Annotated in this window: 15 protein-coding genes and 1 tRNA gene; 3 read left to right on the forward strand and 13 right to left on the reverse strand. The window is 64.7% G+C overall.

The genetic code is table 11. The annotated features are described in order from the left end of the window. Nucleotides 1–48: 48 nt before the first annotated feature. The 9 genes from FQU96_RS07725 to FQU96_RS07765 form a co-directional block, all read right to left on the reverse strand. Complete coding sequence (locus tag FQU96_RS07725) at nucleotides 49–1,272, reverse strand: ABC transporter substrate-binding protein (protein ID WP_146540286.1); 1,224 nt, start codon at nucleotides 1,270–1,272, stop codon at nucleotides 49–51. 193 nt (nucleotides 1,273–1,465) lie between these two features. Beyond that, nucleotides 1,466–2,686 carry an ABC transporter substrate-binding protein gene (locus FQU96_RS07730; protein ID WP_146540287.1) on the reverse strand — a complete coding sequence of 407 codons (1,221 nt, stop codon included), beginning with the start codon at nucleotides 2,684–2,686 and terminating at the stop codon, nucleotides 1,466–1,468. A gap of 62 nt (nucleotides 2,687–2,748) precedes the next feature. After that, nucleotides 2,749–3,978 carry an ABC transporter substrate-binding protein gene (locus tag FQU96_RS07735; RefSeq protein WP_146540288.1) on the reverse strand — a complete coding sequence of 410 codons (1,230 nt, stop codon included), beginning with the start codon at nucleotides 3,976–3,978 and terminating at the stop codon, nucleotides 2,749–2,751. Nucleotides 3,979–4,133: 155 nt separating this feature from the next. Continuing rightward, on the reverse strand, nucleotides 4,134–5,357 hold the full coding sequence (locus FQU96_RS07740; RefSeq protein WP_146540289.1) for an ABC transporter substrate-binding protein: 1,224 nt from the start codon (nucleotides 5,355–5,357) through the stop codon (nucleotides 4,134–4,136). A 173-nt stretch (nucleotides 5,358–5,530) separates the two neighbouring features. Continuing rightward, complete coding sequence (locus tag FQU96_RS07745) at nucleotides 5,531–6,757, reverse strand: ABC transporter substrate-binding protein (protein WP_146540290.1); 1,227 nt, start codon at nucleotides 6,755–6,757, stop codon at nucleotides 5,531–5,533. 102 nt (nucleotides 6,758–6,859) lie between these two features. After that, complete coding sequence (locus FQU96_RS07750; protein ID WP_146540291.1) at nucleotides 6,860–7,924, reverse strand: branched-chain amino acid ABC transporter permease; 1,065 nt, start codon at nucleotides 7,922–7,924, stop codon at nucleotides 6,860–6,862. 3 nt (nucleotides 7,925–7,927) lie between these two features. Then, nucleotides 7,928–8,833 carry a branched-chain amino acid ABC transporter permease gene (locus tag FQU96_RS07755; protein WP_146540292.1) on the reverse strand — a complete coding sequence of 302 codons (906 nt, stop codon included), beginning with the start codon at nucleotides 8,831–8,833 and terminating at the stop codon, nucleotides 7,928–7,930. Between the two features lie 12 nt (nucleotides 8,834–8,845). Beyond that, complete coding sequence (locus FQU96_RS07760; protein ID WP_146540293.1) at nucleotides 8,846–9,559, reverse strand: ABC transporter ATP-binding protein; 714 nt, start codon at nucleotides 9,557–9,559, stop codon at nucleotides 8,846–8,848. A 1-nt stretch (nucleotide 9,560) separates the two neighbouring features. After that, on the reverse strand, nucleotides 9,561–10,370 hold the full coding sequence (locus FQU96_RS07765) for an ABC transporter ATP-binding protein (protein ID WP_146540670.1): 810 nt from the start codon (nucleotides 10,368–10,370) through the stop codon (nucleotides 9,561–9,563). 385 nt (nucleotides 10,371–10,755) lie between these two features. Here FQU96_RS07765 and FQU96_RS07770 point away from each other — a divergent pair, with 385 nt between their 5' ends. Beyond that, nucleotides 10,756–11,907 carry an EF-hand domain-containing protein gene (locus FQU96_RS07770; protein WP_146540294.1) on the forward strand — a complete coding sequence of 384 codons (1,152 nt, stop codon included), beginning with the start codon at nucleotides 10,756–10,758 and terminating at the stop codon, nucleotides 11,905–11,907. Nucleotides 11,908–11,949: 42 nt separating this feature from the next. On the opposite strand, the gene glmS is transcribed toward FQU96_RS07770, so the two are convergent. The 3 genes from glmS to FQU96_RS07785 all read right to left on the reverse strand — a co-directional run bounded on the left by glmS (nucleotide 11,950) and on the right by FQU96_RS07785 (nucleotide 15,675). Next, nucleotides 11,950–13,770 carry a glutamine--fructose-6-phosphate transaminase (isomerizing) gene (gene glmS / locus FQU96_RS07775; RefSeq protein ID WP_146540295.1) on the reverse strand — a complete coding sequence of 607 codons (1,821 nt, stop codon included), beginning with the start codon at nucleotides 13,768–13,770 and terminating at the stop codon, nucleotides 11,950–11,952. Nucleotides 13,771–13,786: 16 nt separating this feature from the next. Continuing rightward, nucleotides 13,787–15,190, reverse strand: a complete 1,404-nt coding sequence (glmU, locus tag FQU96_RS07780; protein ID WP_146540296.1) for a bifunctional UDP-N-acetylglucosamine diphosphorylase/glucosamine-1-phosphate N-acetyltransferase GlmU — start codon at nucleotides 15,188–15,190, stop codon at nucleotides 13,787–13,789. Nucleotides 15,191–15,261: 71 nt separating this feature from the next. Then, nucleotides 15,262–15,675 (reverse strand): response regulator, encoded by a 414-nt coding sequence (locus FQU96_RS07785; RefSeq protein ID WP_146540297.1) that lies wholly within the window; start codon nucleotides 15,673–15,675, stop codon nucleotides 15,262–15,264. Nucleotides 15,676–15,794: 119 nt separating this feature from the next. Here FQU96_RS07785 and FQU96_RS07790 point away from each other — a divergent pair, with 119 nt between their 5' ends. Continuing rightward, entirely contained in the window at nucleotides 15,795–16,487 is a 693-nt protein-coding gene (locus tag FQU96_RS07790; protein WP_146540298.1) for an HAD-IA family hydrolase, read from the forward strand. Here the strand turns inward: FQU96_RS07790 and FQU96_RS07795 are convergent. Next, a complete protein-coding gene (locus tag FQU96_RS07795; protein ID WP_146540299.1) occupies nucleotides 16,432–18,213 on the reverse strand; it encodes an AI-2E family transporter in 1,782 nt (593 codons plus the stop codon). The genes FQU96_RS07790 and FQU96_RS07795 overlap by 56 nt on opposite strands. Nucleotides 18,214–18,325: 112 nt before the next feature. On the opposite strand from FQU96_RS07795, the gene FQU96_RS07800 reads away from it, so the two are divergent. Continuing rightward, nucleotides 18,326–18,400, forward strand: a tRNA-Val gene (locus FQU96_RS07800). The last annotated feature ends 449 nt before the right edge of the window (nucleotides 18,401–18,849 follow it).

Here is an 18,849-nt window from a genome sequence, read left to right on the forward strand (position 1 = left end):
GGGAGCGCGGCACATCACGTCCGCGCTCCCCGGTGTCGAAACGAACGATCAGGCGCTTTCGGCCGCCAGAACGTCGCCGAACAGCTCCCAGGTCTCGCCCTTGAAGCGCTGCAGGCGCACGGCCTGAATGGGATAGAAGTCGGTCGGGCTGGTGCTGACGGAGATGCCAGGCAGCAGCAACGGCAGTTTGAGCTTCTGATGGTTGGCGGCCTGCCGCATCAGGTTTTCGCGCGTGAGCTCATTGCCGCACTTCTTCAGCGTCTCGTGCATGGTGAACGAGACAGCAAAGGCATAGACGTAGTTCACGTCCTGGACGTTGCCGCCGGGATTGTACTTGGCCATCCATTCCCGCCACATCTTCATGTCGGCATCGTCATCCCACTGCTTGTCGGTGGGATCCTTGAGGTACGCGGCCGTGATGACGCCCTGCACGTTCTCGAACCCGGCGGGCTTCATCGTCGTCGACACCTGGCCGGACACGTTGTTCAAGTACTGGACCGGCCTCCAGCCGATCTCCGCCGCCTTGCGCATCGCCTGGGCGGCAAACTTGGGGATGGCGATGTTGAAGAAGACGTTGGTGCCGGCGTCCTTGAGCTGGATGACCTGCGAGTCGACCGTCGGATCGGTCACCTCGTACGTCACGTGCTTGACGATCTTGCCGACGTCCTTGCCCAGCCCCTCGCGGAAGCCGTCATAGTAGTCCTTGCCGTAGTCGTCGTTCTGCATCAGCACGGCGATCTTCGGATCCTTCACGTTGGCCAGGATGTGCTTGGCGTAGATCACGCCTTCGGTGTGGTAGTCGGGCTGGAATCCCATGGTCCACGGGAACTCCTTGGGCTTGCCCCACTTCGAGGCGCCCGTCGCGACGAACAGGTGCGGCACCTTCTTGAGGTTCATGTACTTGTGGATCGCCGTGTTGGTGGGCGTTCCCAGGGTATTGAAGGTGCACAGCACCTTCTCCTGCTCGACGAGCTGACGCACCACCTCGACGGTCTTGGGTGGACTGTAGCCGTCGTCCAAGGTGATGAATCTCACCTTGCGCCCGTTGATACCGCCCTGGTCGTTGACCATGCGCCAGTATCCGTCGATCGCCTTGCCGATCACGCCATAAGACGATGCCGGCCCGCTGTACGGATTGGTGTGGCCGATCTTGATCTCGGTATCGCTGGCACCGTCGTCGTACTTGCCCTTCTGTGCCCGTACGGCGCCACCGGCAAGCAATACAGTTGCAGCAGACACGCCTCCCACGAAACCACGTCTCGTTGTGCTCATGGTTGAAGACCTCCCGTAAACGCCGGGACTTCCGCCCGGTACACGGGAAGGATGCTGCTATTCACGCATGTCGGAAAGCGGAATTCCGGAATGCGATAGCCAAAAACCATCCAGATACGCCGCATCGTTGCGCCGGCGGCGGAGGTCGCCAGGTCCGTTCTGACGACCTCCTTTTGGTTGTATTCGGATCAGGCTAGGCGCTCTCGTTGGACATGACGTCGCCGAACAGCTCCCAGGTCTCGCCCTTGAAGCGTTGCAGGCGCACCGACTGGATGGGGTAGAAGTCGGTCGGACTGGTGTTGACGGTAATACCCGGCAACAAGAGCGGAATGGCCACCTTCTTGAGATTGCCGGCCTGCTTGATGACGTTGTCGCGCGTGAGGTCGTTGCCGCACTGCTCCAGAACCTTGTGCAGGGTCGACGAGACCGCATACCCGTAAACGTTGTTGTTGTCGGCGAGATTGGCACCGGGAAGATACTTGGCCATCCAGTCGCGCCACGTCTTCATGTCGGGGGCATCGTCCCACTGCTTGTCGGTCGGATCCTTCATGTAGGCCGCCGTGATGATGCCCTGGCTGGCCTCGAAGCCGGCCGGCTTCATCACCGAGGCCACCGAGACCGAGACGTTGTTGAGGTACTGTACCGGTTTCCAGCCGATATCGGCGGCCTTGCGGATCGCCTGCGCCGCAGCCTTCGGCGACGTGATATTGAAGAAGACGTCGGCGCCGGAGTCCTTGAGCTGGATGATCTGCGAATCGACTGTTGGATCGGTCACCTCGAAGGTTACCGCCCTGACGATCCTGCCGACGTCCTTGCCCAGCCCTTCGCGGAAGCCCTCGTAGTAGTCCTTGCCGTAATCGTCGTTCTGCATCAGCACGCCGATCTTCGGTTCCTTGATCGTCGCCACGATGTGCTTGCCGTAGATCACCGCTTCGGTGTGGTAGTCGGGCTGCCAGCCCATCGTCCACGGGAACTCCTTGGGCTTGCCCCACTTCGAAGCGCCAGTGGCCAGGAACAGATGCGGCACCTTCTTCTGGTTCATGTACTTGTGGATCGCCGTATTGGTCGGCGTGCCCAGCGTGTTGAACAGGGCCAGCACTTTTTCCTGCTCGACCAGTTGGCGCACCAGTTCCACGGTCTTGGGCGGGCTGTAGCCATCGTCAAGCGAGATGAACCGGACCTTGCGGCCATTGACGCCGCCCTGGTCGTTCACCGCCTTCCAGTAGGCATCGATCGCCTTGCCGATGGCGCCGTAGCTGGAGGCCGGGCCGCTATAGGGTATGCAGTTGCCGATCTTGATCTCGGTGTCATTGGCACCGACATCGTACTTGCCTTTCTGGGCATACGCCGCGCCACCGCTCAACAACGCCGCAGCCGAAACACCACCGACAAAACCACGCCTCGTTGTTCTCATGTCAATTCTCCTCCCGACGATCACCGCGGGATGCGGCGACCGTTCTGAACCCGCAATTGCATCTACGCGCTTTCGCTCGACATCACCTCTCCGAACAGCTCCCAGGACTCGCCTTTGAACTGCGCCAGCCGGACCGACTGGATGGGATAGAAGTCGGTCGGACTGGTGTTGACGGTGATGCCCGGCAGCAGCAACGGCACTTTCAACTTCTTGAGGCTCGCCGCCTGCTTCATCAGGTTGGCGCGCGTCAGTTCGTTGCCGCATTGCTCCAGCGTCTTGCCCATCGTGTAGGAGACCGCATAGGCAAATACATTGTTGATGTCGGCGACATTGGCGCCGGGATTGTATTTCGCCATCCACGCGCGCCACGCCTTCATGTCGTCATCGTTGTCGAACTGCTTGTCCGTGGGATCCTTCAGGTAGGAGGCGGTGATGATGTTCTGGCTGTTTTCGAAGCCAGCCGGTTTCATCACCGTCGCCACCGAGACGGACACGCTGTTCAGGTAGTGCGCCGGTTTCCAGCCGATCTCCGCAGCCCTGCGAATGGACTGCGCCGCGAACTTCGGCGTCGTGATGTTGAAGAAGGCGTTGGCGCCCGAGTCCTTGAGCTGGATGACCTGCGAATCGACGGTCGGATCGGTCACCTCGTACGTCGCATGCTTGACGATCTTGCCGACGTCCTTGCCGAGCCCAGCACGCAGCCCCTCGTAGTAGTCCTTGCCGTAGTCGTCGTTCTGCATCAGCACGGCGATCTTGGGGTCCTTCACGTTGGCCAGGATGTGCTTGGCGTAGATCACACCCTCGGTGTGATAGTCGGGCTGCCAGCCCATCGTCCACGGGAACTCCTTGGGGTTGCCCCACTTGGAGGCGCCGGTCGACAGAAAGAGATGGGGGATCTTCTTCAGGTTCACGTACTTGTGGATCGCCGTGTTGGTCGGTGTGCCCAGAGGGTTGAACAGGCACAGCACCTTCTCCTGCTCGACGAGCTGACGCACGACCTCGACGGTCTTGGGTGGGCTGTAGCCGTCGTCCAAGGTGATGAACTTCACCTTGCGGCCATTGATGCCACCTGTGTCGTTCACCATCCGCCAGTAGGCTTCCTCGGCCTTGCCGATGACACCGTAGGCCGACGCCGGCCCGCTGTAGGGATTGGTGTGGCCAATCTTGATTTCGGTGTCGCTGGCGCCCTCGTCGTATTTGCCCTTCTGCGCCTGCGCCTGCGCCGCGCCACCAGCCAGCAGCGCTGCCGTTGCCGACGCACCTCCCACAAAACCACGCCGTGTCGTTTTCATATCGTCATTCCTCCCAATCACGCCGGGACTTGTGCCCAGTCCATCGAAAAGGATGCGGCGATTTTAAACGGCCGGAAAGCTTTTCCTGGCCGCCTGTCATAGAAGAAAAGCAGCCGCCGTCTGACACGGCGGCTGCCTGGAATCCGTGACGAATTCTAGGCGCTTTCGTTCGACATCAGATCGCCGAACAGTTCCCAGGACTCACCTTTGAAGACGGACAGCCGCACCGACTGGATCGGGTAGAAGTCGGTCGGGCTGGTGTTGATGGTGATGCCCGGCAGCACCAACGGCACCGACAGCTTCTTGAGGTTGGCCGCCTGCTTCATCAGGTTGGCCCGCGTCAGGTCGTTACCGCACTGCTCCAGCGTCTTTTGCATCGTGTAGGAGACAGCATAGGCGAGCACATTCGAGGCATCGGCCGTGCTGCCGCCGGGATTGTACTTGGCCATCCACTCGCGCCAGGCCTTCATGTCCGCATCATTGTCCCACTGCTTGTCGGTGGGATCCTTCAGATAGAAGGCGGTGATGATCCCCTGGCCATTCTCGAAGCCAGCCGGCTTCATTACGGATGCCACCGAAACGGACACGTTGTTCAGATAGTGGGCGGGCTTCCAGCCGATCTCCGCCGCCTTGCGGATCGCCTGGGCCGCGAACTTCGGCGTCGTGATGTTGAAGAAGGCGTTGGCGCCGGTGTCCTTCAGCTGAATAACCTGGGAGTCGATGGTCGGGTCGGTCACTTCGTAGGTGACGTGCTTGATGATCTTGCCGACATCCTTGCCCAGCCCGTCACGCAATCCCTCGTAGTAGTCCTTGCCGTAATCGTCGTTCTGCATCAGCACGGCGATCTTCAGGTCCTTGATGTTGGCCAGCATGTGCTTGGCGTAGATCACGCCTTCGGTGTGGTAGTCGGGCTGCCAGCCCATCGTCCACGGGAACTCCTTGGGCTTGCCCCACTTGGACGCACCGGTGGCCACGAACAGGTGCGGCACCTTCTTCTGGTTCACGTACTTGTGGATCGCCGTGTTGGTCGGCGTGCCCAGGGTGTTGAACAGGCAGAGGACCTTGTCCTGTTCGACCAGTTGGCGCACCACCTCGACGGTCTTGGGCGGGCTGTAGCCGTCGTCCATGGTGAGGAACTTCACCTTGCGGCCGTTGATGCCGCCCTTGTCGTTCACCATCCGCCAGTAGGCTTCCTCGGCCTTGCCGATCACCCCGTAGGCGGACGCCGGTCCGCTGTACGGATTGGTGTGCCCGATCTTGATCTCGGTATCGCTGGCGCCTTCGTCGTACTTGCCCTTCTGCGCCCACGCCGCGCCGCCAGCCAGCATCGCTGTCGCGGCCGATGCACCGCCTACGAAACCACGCCTCGTTGTTCTCATGCCTTGATCCTCCCAGAAGGCCGGGACTGCCGCCCGGTACACCTGGAAGGATGCGTCGATTCTGCGCAGTCGTGAACTCTTTTTGTGGGCTCCGCGATAGGCGGTTCTGCCAAAAGAAACGGCCGCCGGGATTGCCGGCGGCCGCTCCTCGATCGCGAATGCTCTTTTGCGGGCTATGCGCTTTCGTTCGACATCACGTCGCCGAACAGTTCCCAGGTTTCGCCCTTGAACCGCTGCAGGCGCACCGACTGGATCGGATAGTAGTCCGTCGCGCTGGTGTTGACGGTGATGCCGGGCAGCAGCAGCGGGATCGCCACCTTCTTGAGGTTGGCGGCCTGCTTCATCAGGTTGGCCCGAGTCAGCTCATTGCCGCACTGCTCCAGCGTCTTGTGCATCGTGGCGGCGACGGCATAGCCGTAGATGTTGAAGGCATCACCCGGGTTGCCGCTGGGGTGGTACTTCGCCATCCACTCGCGCCAGGCCTTCATGTCCTCGGCATTGTCCCACTGCTTGTCGGTGGGATCCTTCAGATACTGGGCCGTGATGATGTCCTGGCCATTGTCGAAGCCGGCTGGCTTCATGACCGCCGCCACCGAGGCCGAGACGTTGTTCAGGTAGTGTACCGGCTTCCAGCCGATGTCGGCCGCCTTGCGGATCGCCTGGGCCGCGAACTTCGGCGTCGCGATGTTGAAGAAGGCGTTGGCGCCGGAATCCTTGAGCTGGATGATCTGCGAGTCGACGGTCGGATCGGTGACCTCGTAGCTCACGTGCTTGACGATCTTGCCGACATCCTTGCCCAGCCCCTCGCGGAAGCCTTCGTAGTAGTCCTTGCCGTAATCATCGTTCTGCATCAGCACGCCGATCTTGGCGTCCTTGACGTTGGCCAGCAGATGCTTGGCGAAGATCACGCCTTCGGTGTGGTAGTCGGGCTGCCAGCCCATCGTCCATGGAAAGTCCTTGGGTTTGCCCCACTTGGATGCGCCGGTGGCCAGGAAGAGGTGCGGCACCTTCTTCTGGTTCATGTATTTCTGGATGGCGGTGTTGTTCGCCGTGCCCAGCGTGTTGAACAGGCAGAGGATCTTCTCCTGCTCGACCAATTGGCGCGTGGCCTCGACGGCCTTGGGCGGGCTGTAGGCGTCATCGAGCGTGACGAACTTCACCTTACGACCGTTGATGCCGCCCTTGTCGTTGACCATCTTGAAATAGGCATCGATCGCCTTGCCGATGACTCCATAGGCCGATGCCGGTCCGCTGTACGGGCCCGTGTGGCCGACCTTGATCTCGGCGTCCGTCGCGCCGTCGTCGTACTTGCCTTTCTGAGCCAGCGCCATGCCGCTGCCGCTCAGCAACGCCGTCGCCGCCGACGCGCCACCCACAAAACCACGCCTCGTTACCGACATCACGCCTCTCTCCTTGGAATTTGCGCGCCATGCCGGCGCGGCCAATTTTATTGGCGGTTGCGGGAAGCCCGACCGCGCGTTCCTCCCTCGCGACGCCGCGGACTATCGCCGCAGTCGACGCCAAGCCAACACCACGCCGCCGGCGATGCCGGTGGGCATGACGTACATCAGCACCAGCAACAGGATGCCGTAGACCGAATAGGGTGACAGGTCATAGGGCAGGCCGATGTCGTTCTTGACGAAGTTCGACAGTGCCTGCGCCGAATTCTGGACCAGCACGGTGAAGATGCCGCCGATGATCGAGCCCGGCAGCGACGCGACGCCGCCGACGACGAGACCGATCAGCAGCGAGATCGACAGGAAGAAGCCGAAGCTGTCGGGCGCCACGAAGGCGATGGCGCTGGCCGACAGCGCGCCGGCGATGCCGGTATAGGCGGCGCTGATGCCGAAGGTGACCGTCTTGTAGCGGGCCGTGTCGATGCCCATGGTGTCGGCGGCCATGTGATGGTCGCGAATCGCCATCATGGCGCGCCCGCTGCGGCCGCGCAGCATGTTCCAGGCCCCCCAGAACAGCAGCACGGTGACGATCAGGCAATAGTAGTAGAGCCACTGGTCTTCGCTCAGCGGCAGGCCGAAAGGCGCCTCCGGTTTCAGCAGCACGATGCCCTGCACGCCGCCCGTGAGACCTTCCAGCCACTTGTATTTCAGCATCTGCGGCACGGCGAGTGCCAGCGCGAACGTCGCCAATGCCAGGTAGTGACCTTCCAGCCGCAGCGCCGGCAGGCCGAACAGGAAGCCGACGACGAAGCAGACGGCCGCCACGATCGGCAGCAGCGTCCAGTACGGCAGGTCGAGCTTGTCCATCAGGATGGCGGCGGTGTAGGCGCCGACGGCGTAGAAAGCGCCGTGCCCCAAGGAAATCTGACCGTTGAAGCCGGTCAGCAGGTTGAGGCCGAGCACCGCGATGGCCGCGATCATCATGGTGCTCATCAGGAACAGGCGGTAATCCGAGATGACATTCGGCATCACGAACTGCAGCAGCGGCAGGAGCGCCGCGATGGCCACAACGATCCAGACCCAGCGGCGGTCGGCGCCGAGCGCCGCCGGGGAAGCCGGAACGGCAGCGGCGGAAGCGGTTGCGGCGTCGGCAGGATTGGCGGTGGACATGGCTCACACCCTCTTGACGACGACGCGGCCGAACAGGCCGCTGGGCTTCAGCGTCAGCACGGTGATCACAATGATCAGCGCCACCGTCAGCTTCTCGCCGTTGCCGATGATGTAGACGCCGAGGCCCTTCTCGATGGCATTGCCGAGATAGGCCACGAGATTTTCCAGCACGCCGACGATGAAGCCGCCGAGAACGGCGCCGCCGGGATTGGAAATGCCGCCCAGCAGCGCGCCGGCGAAGGCATAGAGCAGGATGCCGGCCATCATGTTGGGGTCGAGATAGACGATGTGGGCCACCATCATGCCGGCGACGGCGCCGACGGCAGCGGCTAAGCCCCAGCCCAGAGCCAGCATCCAGTCGACCCGAACGCCCGCCAGCCGCGCTGAGACCGGGTTCTGCGCCGCAGCGCGCATCGCCAGTCCCAGGGGCGTGTAGCGGAAGAACACGTAGAGCAGCGTCAGGACGACCAGCGTGACGATGACGACGCCCAGCTGATGCGCGCCGATCAGGCCGGACATCCCGAACACGTCCTTGGGAAACGGCGTCGGATACTCCTTGATCAGGTAGCTCCACACCGTGCCGGCGACGGAGTTGCAGATGGCCAGCAGGCCGATGAACACCACGACGATCGACAATAACGGCGCATTGTGCAGTGGGCGCAGCACGATGCGCTCGATCAGCACGCCGGCGACGAACGAGATCGCGACGGCGAGGAAGAACGCGACCCAGTAGTCGAGCCCCCACTGGATGAGCTGCCAGGAGATGTAGGTGCTGAACATCGCCATCTCGCCCTGGGCGAAATTGATGTGATCCGTCGAAACGAAGATCATCACCAGGGCGAGCGCGACACAGGCATAGATCGCGCCGTTGGCCAGGCCCGAGGCGATCTGCTGGATGAGCTGTTCCAAGGTGCCGACCCCTCAATAGCCGAGATAGGATTTGCGGATGTTCTCGTCGTTCTTCACGACCGCCGATGGACCGGCCATCACGACCCGGCCGGTCTCCAGCACATAGGCGTGGTCGGCCAGATCAAGGGCCAACGCCGCGTTCTGCTCCACGAGCAGCATGCTGACCTTGGACTCCGTGTTGATGCGCCGCAGGATCCGGAAAATCTCCTGCACGATCAGCGGTGCCAGGCCGAAGGACGGCTCGTCCAACAGCATCAGCCGCGGCCGCAGCATCAGCGCCCGACTGATTGCCAGCATCTGCTGCTCGCCGCCCGAGAGGGTGCCCGCCTGCTGCTGGATGCGTTCCTGGAGCCGGGGGAAATACTCGAACACCGCGTCGAGGTCTCGCTTCACCTCGGCGCTGCGCCCGCGTGTGTAGGCGGCGATGCGCAGGTTCTCCTCGACCGTGAGGGTGGTGAAGGTGCCACGGCCCTCGGGCACGTGCGCCACGCCCAGTCGCACAATCGATTCGGTGGCGCGCCCGGTGATCACCTGATTGTCGAAGGCGACTCGTCCCTCGGTGCGCACCATGTTGCAGATGGCCCGCAGGGTTGTCGTCTTGCCGGCGCCGTTGGCGCCCAGCAGCGTGGTGATTCCGCCCTGTTCCAGGGAAAAGGCGACGTCGTAGAGGGCTTGAGTCTGGCCATAGAAGGCCTTGAGCCCGCTGACTTCAAGAAAGGCCGCCATGCTACGACGAGGTCCCCAGATAGGCGCGGATGACTTCCGGATCGCGCTGGACTTCCGCTGGCGTTCCGTCGGCGATCTTGCGGCCGAAATCGATGGCCACCACCTTGTCCGATACGCTCATCACCAGGCTCATGTGGTGCTCGACCAGCAGGACGGTGACGTGCTGAAGGTCCCGCACGCGCTTGATCTGGCCTTTGAGGACTTCGATCTCGTCGTGATTGAGACCGGCCGCCGGCTCGTCGAGCAGCAGCAGCTTGGGTCCGGCCGCCAAGGCGCGCGCCAATTCGACCCGCTTGCGGATCGGGAACGGCAACGGGCCGGCCGGCAGTGCGGCGAACGGCACGAGATCCATGAATTCGATCAGTTCGCGGGCGCGTTCGGTGGTGCGTGCTTCCTCGGCCTTGACCGACGGCAGGCGCAGGGCATTGGCAAGAAAACCGCTGGCACCCTTGCTGTGATAGCCGACCTTGACGTTGTCCAGCACGCTCATGCGATCGAACAGCGCCACGTTCTGGAACGTGCGCGCGATACCGATCACCGGGATGTCATGCCGGGGCGCATCGAGGATCGACTTGCCTTCGAACAGGATATCGCCGTCGTTGGGGACATAGAGCCGGCTGAGACAATTGAACAGCGTTGTCTTGCCGGCGCCGTTAGGCCCGATCAGACCGGCAATCTGCCCGGGAAAAACATCGAAAGTAATGCCGTCGAGCGCGACGATACCGCCGAACCGTACCGACACCCCGCGGACGCTCAGCTGCGGATCAGCATCATGCGGTCGCGCGGACGTACGCGGCGCGGCCGCAGCCATGGCTGTGGACACCAGTCTCTACCTCCTCCCAGCCCAAACACACGTCCCCGCGTTGCAGCTTGCATGTTGGCTTTTTCATGCCATCAAACATGCCGCATCGCGAAAATCCGTGATCTCCCAGACGGTTGCGGGCTTGTTAACGCCCGTTCAGTGGCGCGCACCTTGGCTCATTAGCCTGTGGGTTTCAATAGGTGAGAGTGGATCGATCCGACGCTTTCGCCGCGAACGCGGCTCGCGTTTTCGTGTCACGGAAGGACATTTCAGGCCGTGATTTGGTCGCAGTTCGGCTTCATTGGGTTGACAGTCCAGCGTTCGCTAGTCGATATCGACGCGCCACACCGTGGCATGCTGCACTGCCGTCCCCTCGCCGGCAGCGGGAGATCCCATGAACAAGACTTCAATGAACAAGATCGTGACAGTGGCTGTACTTGCGGTTGGTCTTTGCAGCGCGTCCGTTCTGGCGCAGCAGCCCACGCCGCCGCAGCCGGCACCACCGCCCGCCACGCCACCGCAGACGCCGCCCGCCGCGCAACCGCCGGCCGGGATACCCCCCACCCCGCAGGCGACCACGCCGCCGGGCGTGCCCTCCGCGCCGCCCCAGATCAACGCCGCTCCGCCGCTTCCGGACTGGTTCACCGAGATGGACATCAACAAGGACGGCGCCGTGACCCGCGAGGAATTCCTCACGGTGCGCATGAAGCTGTTCGACCAGCTCGATGCCAACAAGGATGGCTGGCTCAGCAAGGAAGAGTTCACCAAGCTGGCCGATCCGCCGTTTTCGCAGGATACGCCCGGCGGTCCGCCGGCGGACCAGCGCCGTCGTTTCTATGAAGGGCAGTTCAACCAGATCGACACCAATCGCGACGCCAAGCTCTCGCGCGAAGAAGTCCAGGTGTTCGTCAATCTGAACTTCAACGAGTTCGACATCGACCGCGACAACCGGATCACCGAGGCCGAGTTGCGGATGGTGATGCAGCAGGTCGAAGAGCGCCGCCGGCGGTCCGAAGAGGACGCCCGGCGTCGCGATGAAGGCCGCCGCCAGGCCCCGGAGATCGACGGCAACGGCGACGGTTTCGTCGACTTGAAGGAATTCATCGAGTTCAACATGGTCGGGCTGATGCAGCTCGCCGACAAGGACGGCAAGATCAGCCTGCAGGAGTACTTGTCGCTCGCCGGTCAGCCCAACGAGAACCCGCCGGGCCAGCCCAACTTCGAGCAGCGCAAGCAGATCCTCACCGCGCGCTTCCGCGAGATGGACTCCAACAAGGACGGCTTCCTCGTCCAGGCCGAGCTGCAGACATTCCTGACCGCGGTCTTCAAACGCCTCGATCTCAACGGGGACGGCAAGATCAGCAAGCAGGAGTGGGATGTCAGCCAGCGCGGTCCGCAGGCCCCTGCGGCGCCCGCCCCGAAAGGGCCGGCACCGGCACCGGCGCCCAAGCCCGGCCCGGCCCCCAAGCCGGCCGCGCCGCCGCCGCCGGGCCCTGGCGGCTTGCCGCCCGGTGGCCTGCTCCCCGGTACTGGCCCGAACCGCTGATCCTTCATTCGGCCCTTCCCCTCGGGAAGGGCCGAACCGCATCTACTCCACGACGACACTCTTGGCGAGATTGCGCGGCTGGTCGACGTCGGTGCCCTTGGCCACGGCGGCGTGGTAGGCCATGAGCTGGACCGGCACGGCGTAGAGGATCGGCGCCACGAACGGATCGACCGTCGGCATCGTCAGGCTGACGAACGCCTTGCTGCCCAGCCGCGCCACACCGGCGGCATCGGACAGCAGCACGGGCTTGCCGCCACGGGCGTGGGCCTGTTCCAGGTTCGATGCGATCTTGTCGGCCAGCGCATCGGTGGGTGCCACCACCACGACGGGCACGTCCTCGGCAATCAGCGCGATCGGCCCGTGCTTCATTTCGCCGGCCGGGTAGCCCTCGGCGTGGATGTAGCTGAGCTCCTTCAGCTTCAGTGCGCCTTCCAACGCAATCGGGTAGGCCGTGCCGCGGCCGAGATAGAGGACGTCGCGCGCTTCGGCGATCCTGTGCGCCACAGCAGCAATGGCGTCGTCGTGGTTCAGTACCTCGGCAATGCGTGATGGTACTTCGATCAGGGCTGCGACCAGCTCGGCCTCGCGCTCGCGCGAGAGCGTCCCCCGGGCCCGGCCGGCGGCGATGGCCAAGGTTGCCAGCACCACGAGCTGAGCCGTGAAGGCCTTGGTCGACGCCACGGCGATCTCAGGTCCGGCCAGGGTCGGCACGACGACGTGGGATTCCCGCGCGATCGCGCTCTCGGGCACGTTGACGACCGACAGGATGGACTGACCCTGGCTCTTGGCGTAACGCAGCGCGGCCAGCGTATCGGCGGTCTCGCCCGACTGCGATATCGCGATGCAGACGCCGCCCTGCGGCATCGGCGCCTCGCGATAGCGGAACTCCGAGCCGATGTCGGCTTCGACCGGCAGCCGGGCCACCTGCTCGAACCAGTACTTGGCGACCATGCCGGCGTAGAACGCCGTGCCGCAGGCCGTGATCGTCAGACGGGAGACGTCCTTCCAGTCGAACGGCAGCACCGGCGGCGTCACCGCGCGCGTGGTCGGGTCGAGATACGAGCGCAGGGTGGTGCTGACCGCCTCGGGATGCTCGTGCATCTCCTTGAGCATGAAATGGCGGTGATTGCCCTTGCCGATCAGTGCTCCCGACAGCGCCGTGGTGGTGATCGCGCGCTCGACCGGCTGGCCGTTGTTGAAGACGCGCGCGCCGTCCTGCCGCACGACGACCCAGTCGTCTTCCTCGAGATAGGAGATCCGCTTGGTCAACGGCGCCAGCGCCAGCCCGTCGGAGCCGAGATACATCTCGCCGTCACCGTAACCGATGGCCAGCGGGCAGTTGCGCCGCGCGCCGATCAGCAGGTCGTGCCGGCCGGCGAACAGACAGACCAGGGCGAAGGCGCCCTTCAGCCGCTCCATTGCCCGGCCCATCGCCTCCTCGGGCGTCATCTGACGCTCCAGATACGACGTCAGCAGCTGCGCCACCGCCTCGGTGTCGGTGTCGCTGTCGAAGCGCCGCCCCCGGGCTTCGAGCTCTGCCTTCAGCTCCTGGAAGTTCTCGATGATGCCGTTGTGGACGATGGCGACACGGTCGGTGGCGATCGGGTGCGCGTTGCGTTCGCTGACGCCGCCATGCGTGGCCCAGCGCGTGTGGGCGATGCCGGTGGTGCCGGCCAGCGGCTCGGCCGCAACCCGCGCATCGAGGTTCGCGATCTTGCCCTCGGCGCGGCGGCGATCGATATGGCCGTTCACCAAGGTCGCCACGCCGGCCGAATCGTAGCCGCGGTATTCAAGCCGGCGCAGACCCTCGATCAGGCGCGGCGTGACCGCGTCCCTGCCGATGATGCCGATGATGCCGCACATGCTTCGACTCTCCTGCTCAGCGCCGTGGCGCGCGGGCCTGCATCTTCCAGCCCTCATCCTTGGCTGTTTTCGCCCGCGCCTTCAGCTTGGTCCGCAGCGGCGTCGCAGCCTTGGGCTTGTCGACCTGGCGCGCGCGCCCGAAGGCCACGGCATCGGCGGCGACATCCGCCGTAATCACGCTGCCGGCCGTCACGTTGGCGCCGCGGCCGACGCGGACCGGCGCAATCATCGACGAATTGGAGCCGATAAAGGCATCGTCGCCGACCACCGTGCGCCATTTGCCGAAGCCGTCGTAATTCACGAAGATCGTGCCGGCGCCGATGTTCACCCGCGCGCCGATATCGCCGTCTCCGAGATACGAGACATGGTTGGCCTTGGTACCGTCACCCAGGGACGTGTTCTTCAGTTCGATGAAGTTGCCGATATGCACGTCGCGGCCGGTGCGGGTGCCCGATCGCACACGCGCGAACGGGCCGACACTGGAATGCGCCCCGATGGTCGCGGCCTCGATGTGGCAGAAGCCGTGAATGGTGACACCGTCGCCGACCGTGACACCTGGGCCGAAGACGGTGTTCGGTCCCACGCTCACGTCGCGGCCGAAGCGGGTGTCAGCCGCCAGCCAGACGGTCGCCGGATCGGTCATGGTCACGCCGCCATCCAGCGCGGCCTGCCGCAGGCGTGCCTGCATTGCGGCCTCGGCAGCGGCCAGATCCGTCTTGTCGTTGACGCCACGAAACTCGGCTTCGCTGCCCTCAACGGCCACGCACCGCCGGCCGGCCCGCCGGGCGATCGCTACCAGGTCGGTGAGATAGTACTCGCCCTTGACGTTGTCGTTGCGCAGGCGCCGCAGCCACGCCGGCAGCAGCGCGCCGTCGATGACCATAACTCCCGAATTCACGAAGTCGATCCTGCGCTCGTCGGCTGACGCGTCCCTGCCCTCGACGATGCGATCGAGGTCACCGGCCTCGTTGCGCACCAGCCGGCCGTAGGGCGTGGGATCGGCAGCGCGGAAGCCCAGAACGCCCAGCGCCACACGATCGCGCCCGCGGCCTGCGACCTTGCGCCGCGCCGCCAGCAATCGGCGCAGGCTCGCCGCCGTCAGCAGCGGCGAATCGCCGAACATCACCATGACATCGCCGCGAAAGCCCTTGAGCGCCGGCAGCGCCGCCTTCACGGCATGGCCGGTGCCCAAGGGACGGTCCTGGACCAGGCAAGGAACCGGTGCCACCGCGCGCGCCACATCGTCGCGACCGGGTGGTCCGACGACGACGATGCGATCCGGCCGCAGCGTCTGGGCCGCCGCCAGCACATGGCGGATCATCGGCCAGCCGGCGATCGGGTGCAGCACCTTGGGCAGGGCGGATTTCATGCGGGTGCCGGCGCCGGCGGCCAGCACGACAACGGCGAGGGGATGAGCCATGGACCAAAGACGTTCGTGGGCGATATGCCGATCGCACTATGGCGAAATTCCCGACCGCCGTCAGCAGATTGTCATATCAGGCCCGTGCGGTTGCGGGGATCCCGCACGCCCAGTGAACGCAGCACCGGCACGACTTCGGCGCTGTTGTAGGGCTTGGCGAAGAACGTGACCAGCCGATCGCCCTTGAACCGTTCGCGCAGCTCGCCGTCCTCGTAGCCGGTGGCGATGACGATGGGCAGATCGGCGTAGAGCGCGCGCAGGTCGACGGCCAGCGCATCGCCGGTGCGGTCCGGCAACCCGACGTCGAGGATCGCCGCGTCGATGCGTCCACGCAGGTCCGCGACCTTGTCCATCGCCTCGCTCGCGGAACCCACCGGTTCGACCGTGAAGCCGAAATCCTCCAGGGTGTCGGTAAGGGTCATGCGCACCAGCACCTCGTCTTCGACGACGAGAATGCGCGGCGCTGGAGTGGTGGGGGCAACCATGAGCGCTACTGTGGCAGTGCAGGCGATGCCAGCGCAAGCGTTGCGAGAAGGCTTGCGCCGCGCATTTGACGCCTCTAAGCAAGATGACAGACGCGTGACCCGACCCCATCCCACTCTTCATGCCGGCTGACATCGCTGCTTTTCCGTTTCGCACCGTCATCTTCGACCTCGACGGCACACTGATCGACAGTGCCGCCGACGTCGGCGCCGCGGTGAACCGCATGCTGGCCGATCACGGTCTGGCGCCGATCGACGTGATGGCGCAACGCGCGCTGATGGGCGAAGGCGGCCGCGTGCGCACGCGCAAGGCCTTCGCCATGCGCGGCAAGACGCTCGACGACGCGGAGCTCAACGCCCGCGTCCGCGACTTCGTGCGCTACTACGACGAACGCCCGACCGCGAGCACGATCCCCTACCCCGGCGTGATCACCACGTTGCGACGCCTCGCCGACGCCGATGTGCGGCTGGGCGTATGCACCAACAAATACGAAGGCTCGGCGCGCCAGATCATGGCGCAGCTCGGCCTGATGCCACCGATCGAGGACGTTGCCGGCGCCGACTCCTTCGATGTCCGCAAGCCGCATCCCGGGCACATCCTCCAGCTTCTCGATCGGATGGACGCCGATCCCCGAACGGCGCTGATGGTGGGAGATTCGATCCACGACGTCGAGGCCGCGCACGCCGCGAGCCTTCCGGTGATCGCTGTATCCTGGGGCTACACGCAGGTGCCGGCCCACGCGCTGGGGGCCGAGGCGGTCATTGAGCGGTTTGATGATTTGATCGAGGCCGCCCGTCGCCTGCCGCGGCGATGAGATCGGCCAGCGCACCGATCGTGCGGGCGACGGGATATGACGACTGTGCCATCGGGGTGCCGCCCTCAGGGGCAAAGGCACCGATGGCCATCGGCACGTCGGGCACGCCCCGCGTGCGAAGCCGCCGCACAAGGTGATTGATGACCGTCGCCGAGCCGGGCAGCACCATGCAGAGCGCGACGGCATCGACGGGTTCCGCGTGGTCCTCGGTCGTCACCATGCCGCGCTGGCGCAGCGCGGCGGCCACCACCGCGGCGGCGGCGTGATCGAGGTCGCTGCGGCCGCCGACACACAGCACGCGAACACCGCTCGCCGGCGGTGACGGCTGGGCGTCGTCGGGGTCCGGCTCGGCATGATCGTCCTCGACGGCGGCGATGATCTCCTCGATGCCCTCGGCCACCTGCTGCTGGCGCTCGACATCCAGCGCCGCACGCCGGCGATCGGTCTCCGCCAGCATCAGCACCGGCAGCAGAACCTTGTCGTACAACGCCGGCGCGCCGTTGTCGCGCGCGTACTCGACCGCGATCTCCACCGCATCCAGTGGCGAGCGCGCCAGCAGCCGGTGATAGACCTGTGCTTCGCTCGGCAAGGTAGGCTCGTCGGCCAGCAGGATGCCCAGGAACGCCAGCTGCGGCACGTGGCGGCCCATCACCACCAGGCAAACGGTGAGCGGCATGGCCAGCAGCAAGCCGATCGGTCCCCACAGCGCCGCCCAGGTGATGGTCGAGATCAGCACCGCCAGCGGCGACATGCCTGTGGAACTGCCGTACAGCAGCGGCTCGATGATGTGCCCGGCGATGACCTCGCACACCACGATCAACCCCAGGGTCAGCAGCGGCAAGGTCCAGCCCGGCGACACCGCGATGGCGAGCAGTGTCGGCACCAGCGCGCCGATGGCCGGGCCGGCAAAGGGCACGAACCGCAGCACGCCGCCCAGCAGTCCCCAGACCAGCGGGTTGGGCATGCCGATGGCCCACAGGCCGGCGGCCACGATGGTGCCGAAGCCGATATTGATCAGCACCTGGGTGGCCAGATAGCGGCTCAACCGCGTGACGGCATCATTGATCGCCTCGGTCGTGCGGCTGATGTCGCCGCGGCTCACGAGGTGGATCAGGCGGTCGCGCAGCGGCTCGCGCTCGAGCAGCATGAACGCCACCAGTATGATGATCAGGCCGGTCAGCAGCAGCGGCACGAGCACCGGCAGCAGGAACGCCGCCACGATATCGAGCGCGGTCGCCCCTTCGATATCCGACGGCGCCGGCCTCGGCGCCGGCGGCTGCGTGCCGGCAGGGCCCTGCGGGCGCGTCAGTTCGCTCGCCAGTTCGCGCACGCCGCTGATCGCATCGGCGACCAGGCCGCCACCGCCGCGCAGGTCCTCGATCTTCTGATGCAGGTTGCTGCGGTACTTGGGCAGGTTGGCGGCAAGGTCGGTGATCTGCCAGGCCACCAGGAAGGCCAGGCCGCCGGCCACCACCACGGCCAGCAGCACGGACAGCCCGACCGCCGGCTTCAGCCCCACGAACCGGCGCAGCCATGACACCAGCGGGCCCAGCGCGAAGCTGATCAGCGTCGTGAGCGCGATCGGAATCAGCACGTCGCGGCCGAAGTACAGGAAGCCGACCAGGATCGCCGCCGCCAGCAGGCCGGCTGCGATGGATTGCAGCGGCAGGCCGGTGCGTCCGGGCGTCGGGCCGGCAAGGGGCGGTGGCTGGGAAATCGGCAGCATCAGGCGAAAGTCCGGGAGAAAGAACGCCCAGCGCGACCATATGGTTCCGCCGCGACACAGGCTTTCTTGACAGGGCGGCGCGCCCAACCTATACGGCGCGTCCGGGATCTACGGGCGCTTAGCTCAGCGGGAGAGCACACCCTTCACACGGGTGGGGTCGTAGGTTCAATCCCTACAGCGCCCACCATTCCGATGCCGATGAATAAGGGTTTCTCGCACCCTGGCCTAAGAGACGGGCCGAGCTCCTAACTGCGCCAAGAGCACGTGAACGTGCTCGGAATTGAGGGCCGCGGTTAACGGAGTTTGACCGCTGACGCGCGACCCATTCCCAACAAGCGGCGGCGCACGGTTTCAAACCGAGCACAGCGGTGCGTCGTAGACGGATCTGCCTCAAGTCGCACTTTGGGGGTGGTTCACGCTAACGGGAGGCACGATCAGTGGACGCACTGCAGGCTGCAGCCACAATCCTCGCTGTGGTTGTCGAGCAGCACGCAGTACGACGTCACTCTATGGACGCTCAACCTTCTTACCTAAAGCAGCCGCAAGCGGTTCGTGATCCTTTGTGTTGGTCGTGAGTATGGTTGCGTCCTTTGGTGCAAAAAGGGCGAAATATGCATCTCCCAGGGATCGACAATC

Source organism: Reyranella sp. CPCC 100927 (assembly GCF_007859315.1).
In the GTDB taxonomy this organism is placed as follows: Bacteria; Pseudomonadota; Alphaproteobacteria; order Reyranellales; family Reyranellaceae; genus Vineibacter.

What these genes read in the sequence shown, in the direction of transcription:
- FQU96_RS07725 (WP_146540286.1), bottom strand. Translation starts at nt 1,272, where the DNA reads ATGAGCACAACGAGACGTGGTTTCGTGGGAGGCGTGTCTGCTGCAACT.
- FQU96_RS07730 (WP_146540287.1), bottom strand. Translation starts at nt 2,686, where the DNA reads ATGAGAACAACGAGGCGTGGTTTTGTCGGTGGTGTTTCGGCTGCGGCG.
- FQU96_RS07735 (WP_146540288.1), bottom strand. Translation starts at nt 3,978, where the DNA reads ATGAAAACGACACGGCGTGGTTTTGTGGGAGGTGCGTCGGCAACGGCA.
- FQU96_RS07740 (WP_146540289.1), bottom strand. Translation starts at nt 5,357, where the DNA reads ATGAGAACAACGAGGCGTGGTTTCGTAGGCGGTGCATCGGCCGCGACA.
- FQU96_RS07745 (WP_146540290.1), bottom strand. Translation starts at nt 6,757, where the DNA reads ATGTCGGTAACGAGGCGTGGTTTTGTGGGTGGCGCGTCGGCGGCGACG.
- FQU96_RS07750 (WP_146540291.1), bottom strand. Translation starts at nt 7,924, where the DNA reads ATGTCCACCGCCAATCCTGCCGACGCCGCAACCGCTTCCGCCGCTGCC.
- FQU96_RS07760 (WP_146540293.1), bottom strand. Translation starts at nt 9,559, where the DNA reads ATGGCGGCCTTTCTTGAAGTCAGCGGGCTCAAGGCCTTCTATGGCCAG.
- FQU96_RS07765 (WP_146540670.1), bottom strand. Translation starts at nt 10,370, where the DNA reads ATGGCTGCGGCCGCGCCGCGTACGTCCGCGCGACCGCATGATGCTGAT.
- FQU96_RS07770 (WP_146540294.1), top strand. Translation starts at nt 10,756, where the DNA reads ATGAACAAGACTTCAATGAACAAGATCGTGACAGTGGCTGTACTTGCG.
- glmS (WP_146540295.1), bottom strand. Translation starts at nt 13,770, where the DNA reads ATGTGCGGCATCATCGGCATCATCGGCAGGGACGCGGTCACGCCGCGC.
- glmU (WP_146540296.1), bottom strand. Translation starts at nt 15,190, where the DNA reads ATGGCTCATCCCCTCGCCGTTGTCGTGCTGGCCGCCGGCGCCGGCACC.
- FQU96_RS07785 (WP_146540297.1), bottom strand. Translation starts at nt 15,675, where the DNA reads ATGGTTGCCCCCACCACTCCAGCGCCGCGCATTCTCGTCGTCGAAGAC.
- FQU96_RS07790 (WP_146540298.1), top strand. Translation starts at nt 15,795, where the DNA reads ATGCCGGCTGACATCGCTGCTTTTCCGTTTCGCACCGTCATCTTCGAC.
- FQU96_RS07795 (WP_146540299.1), bottom strand. Translation starts at nt 18,213, where the DNA reads ATGCTGCCGATTTCCCAGCCACCGCCCCTTGCCGGCCCGACGCCCGGA.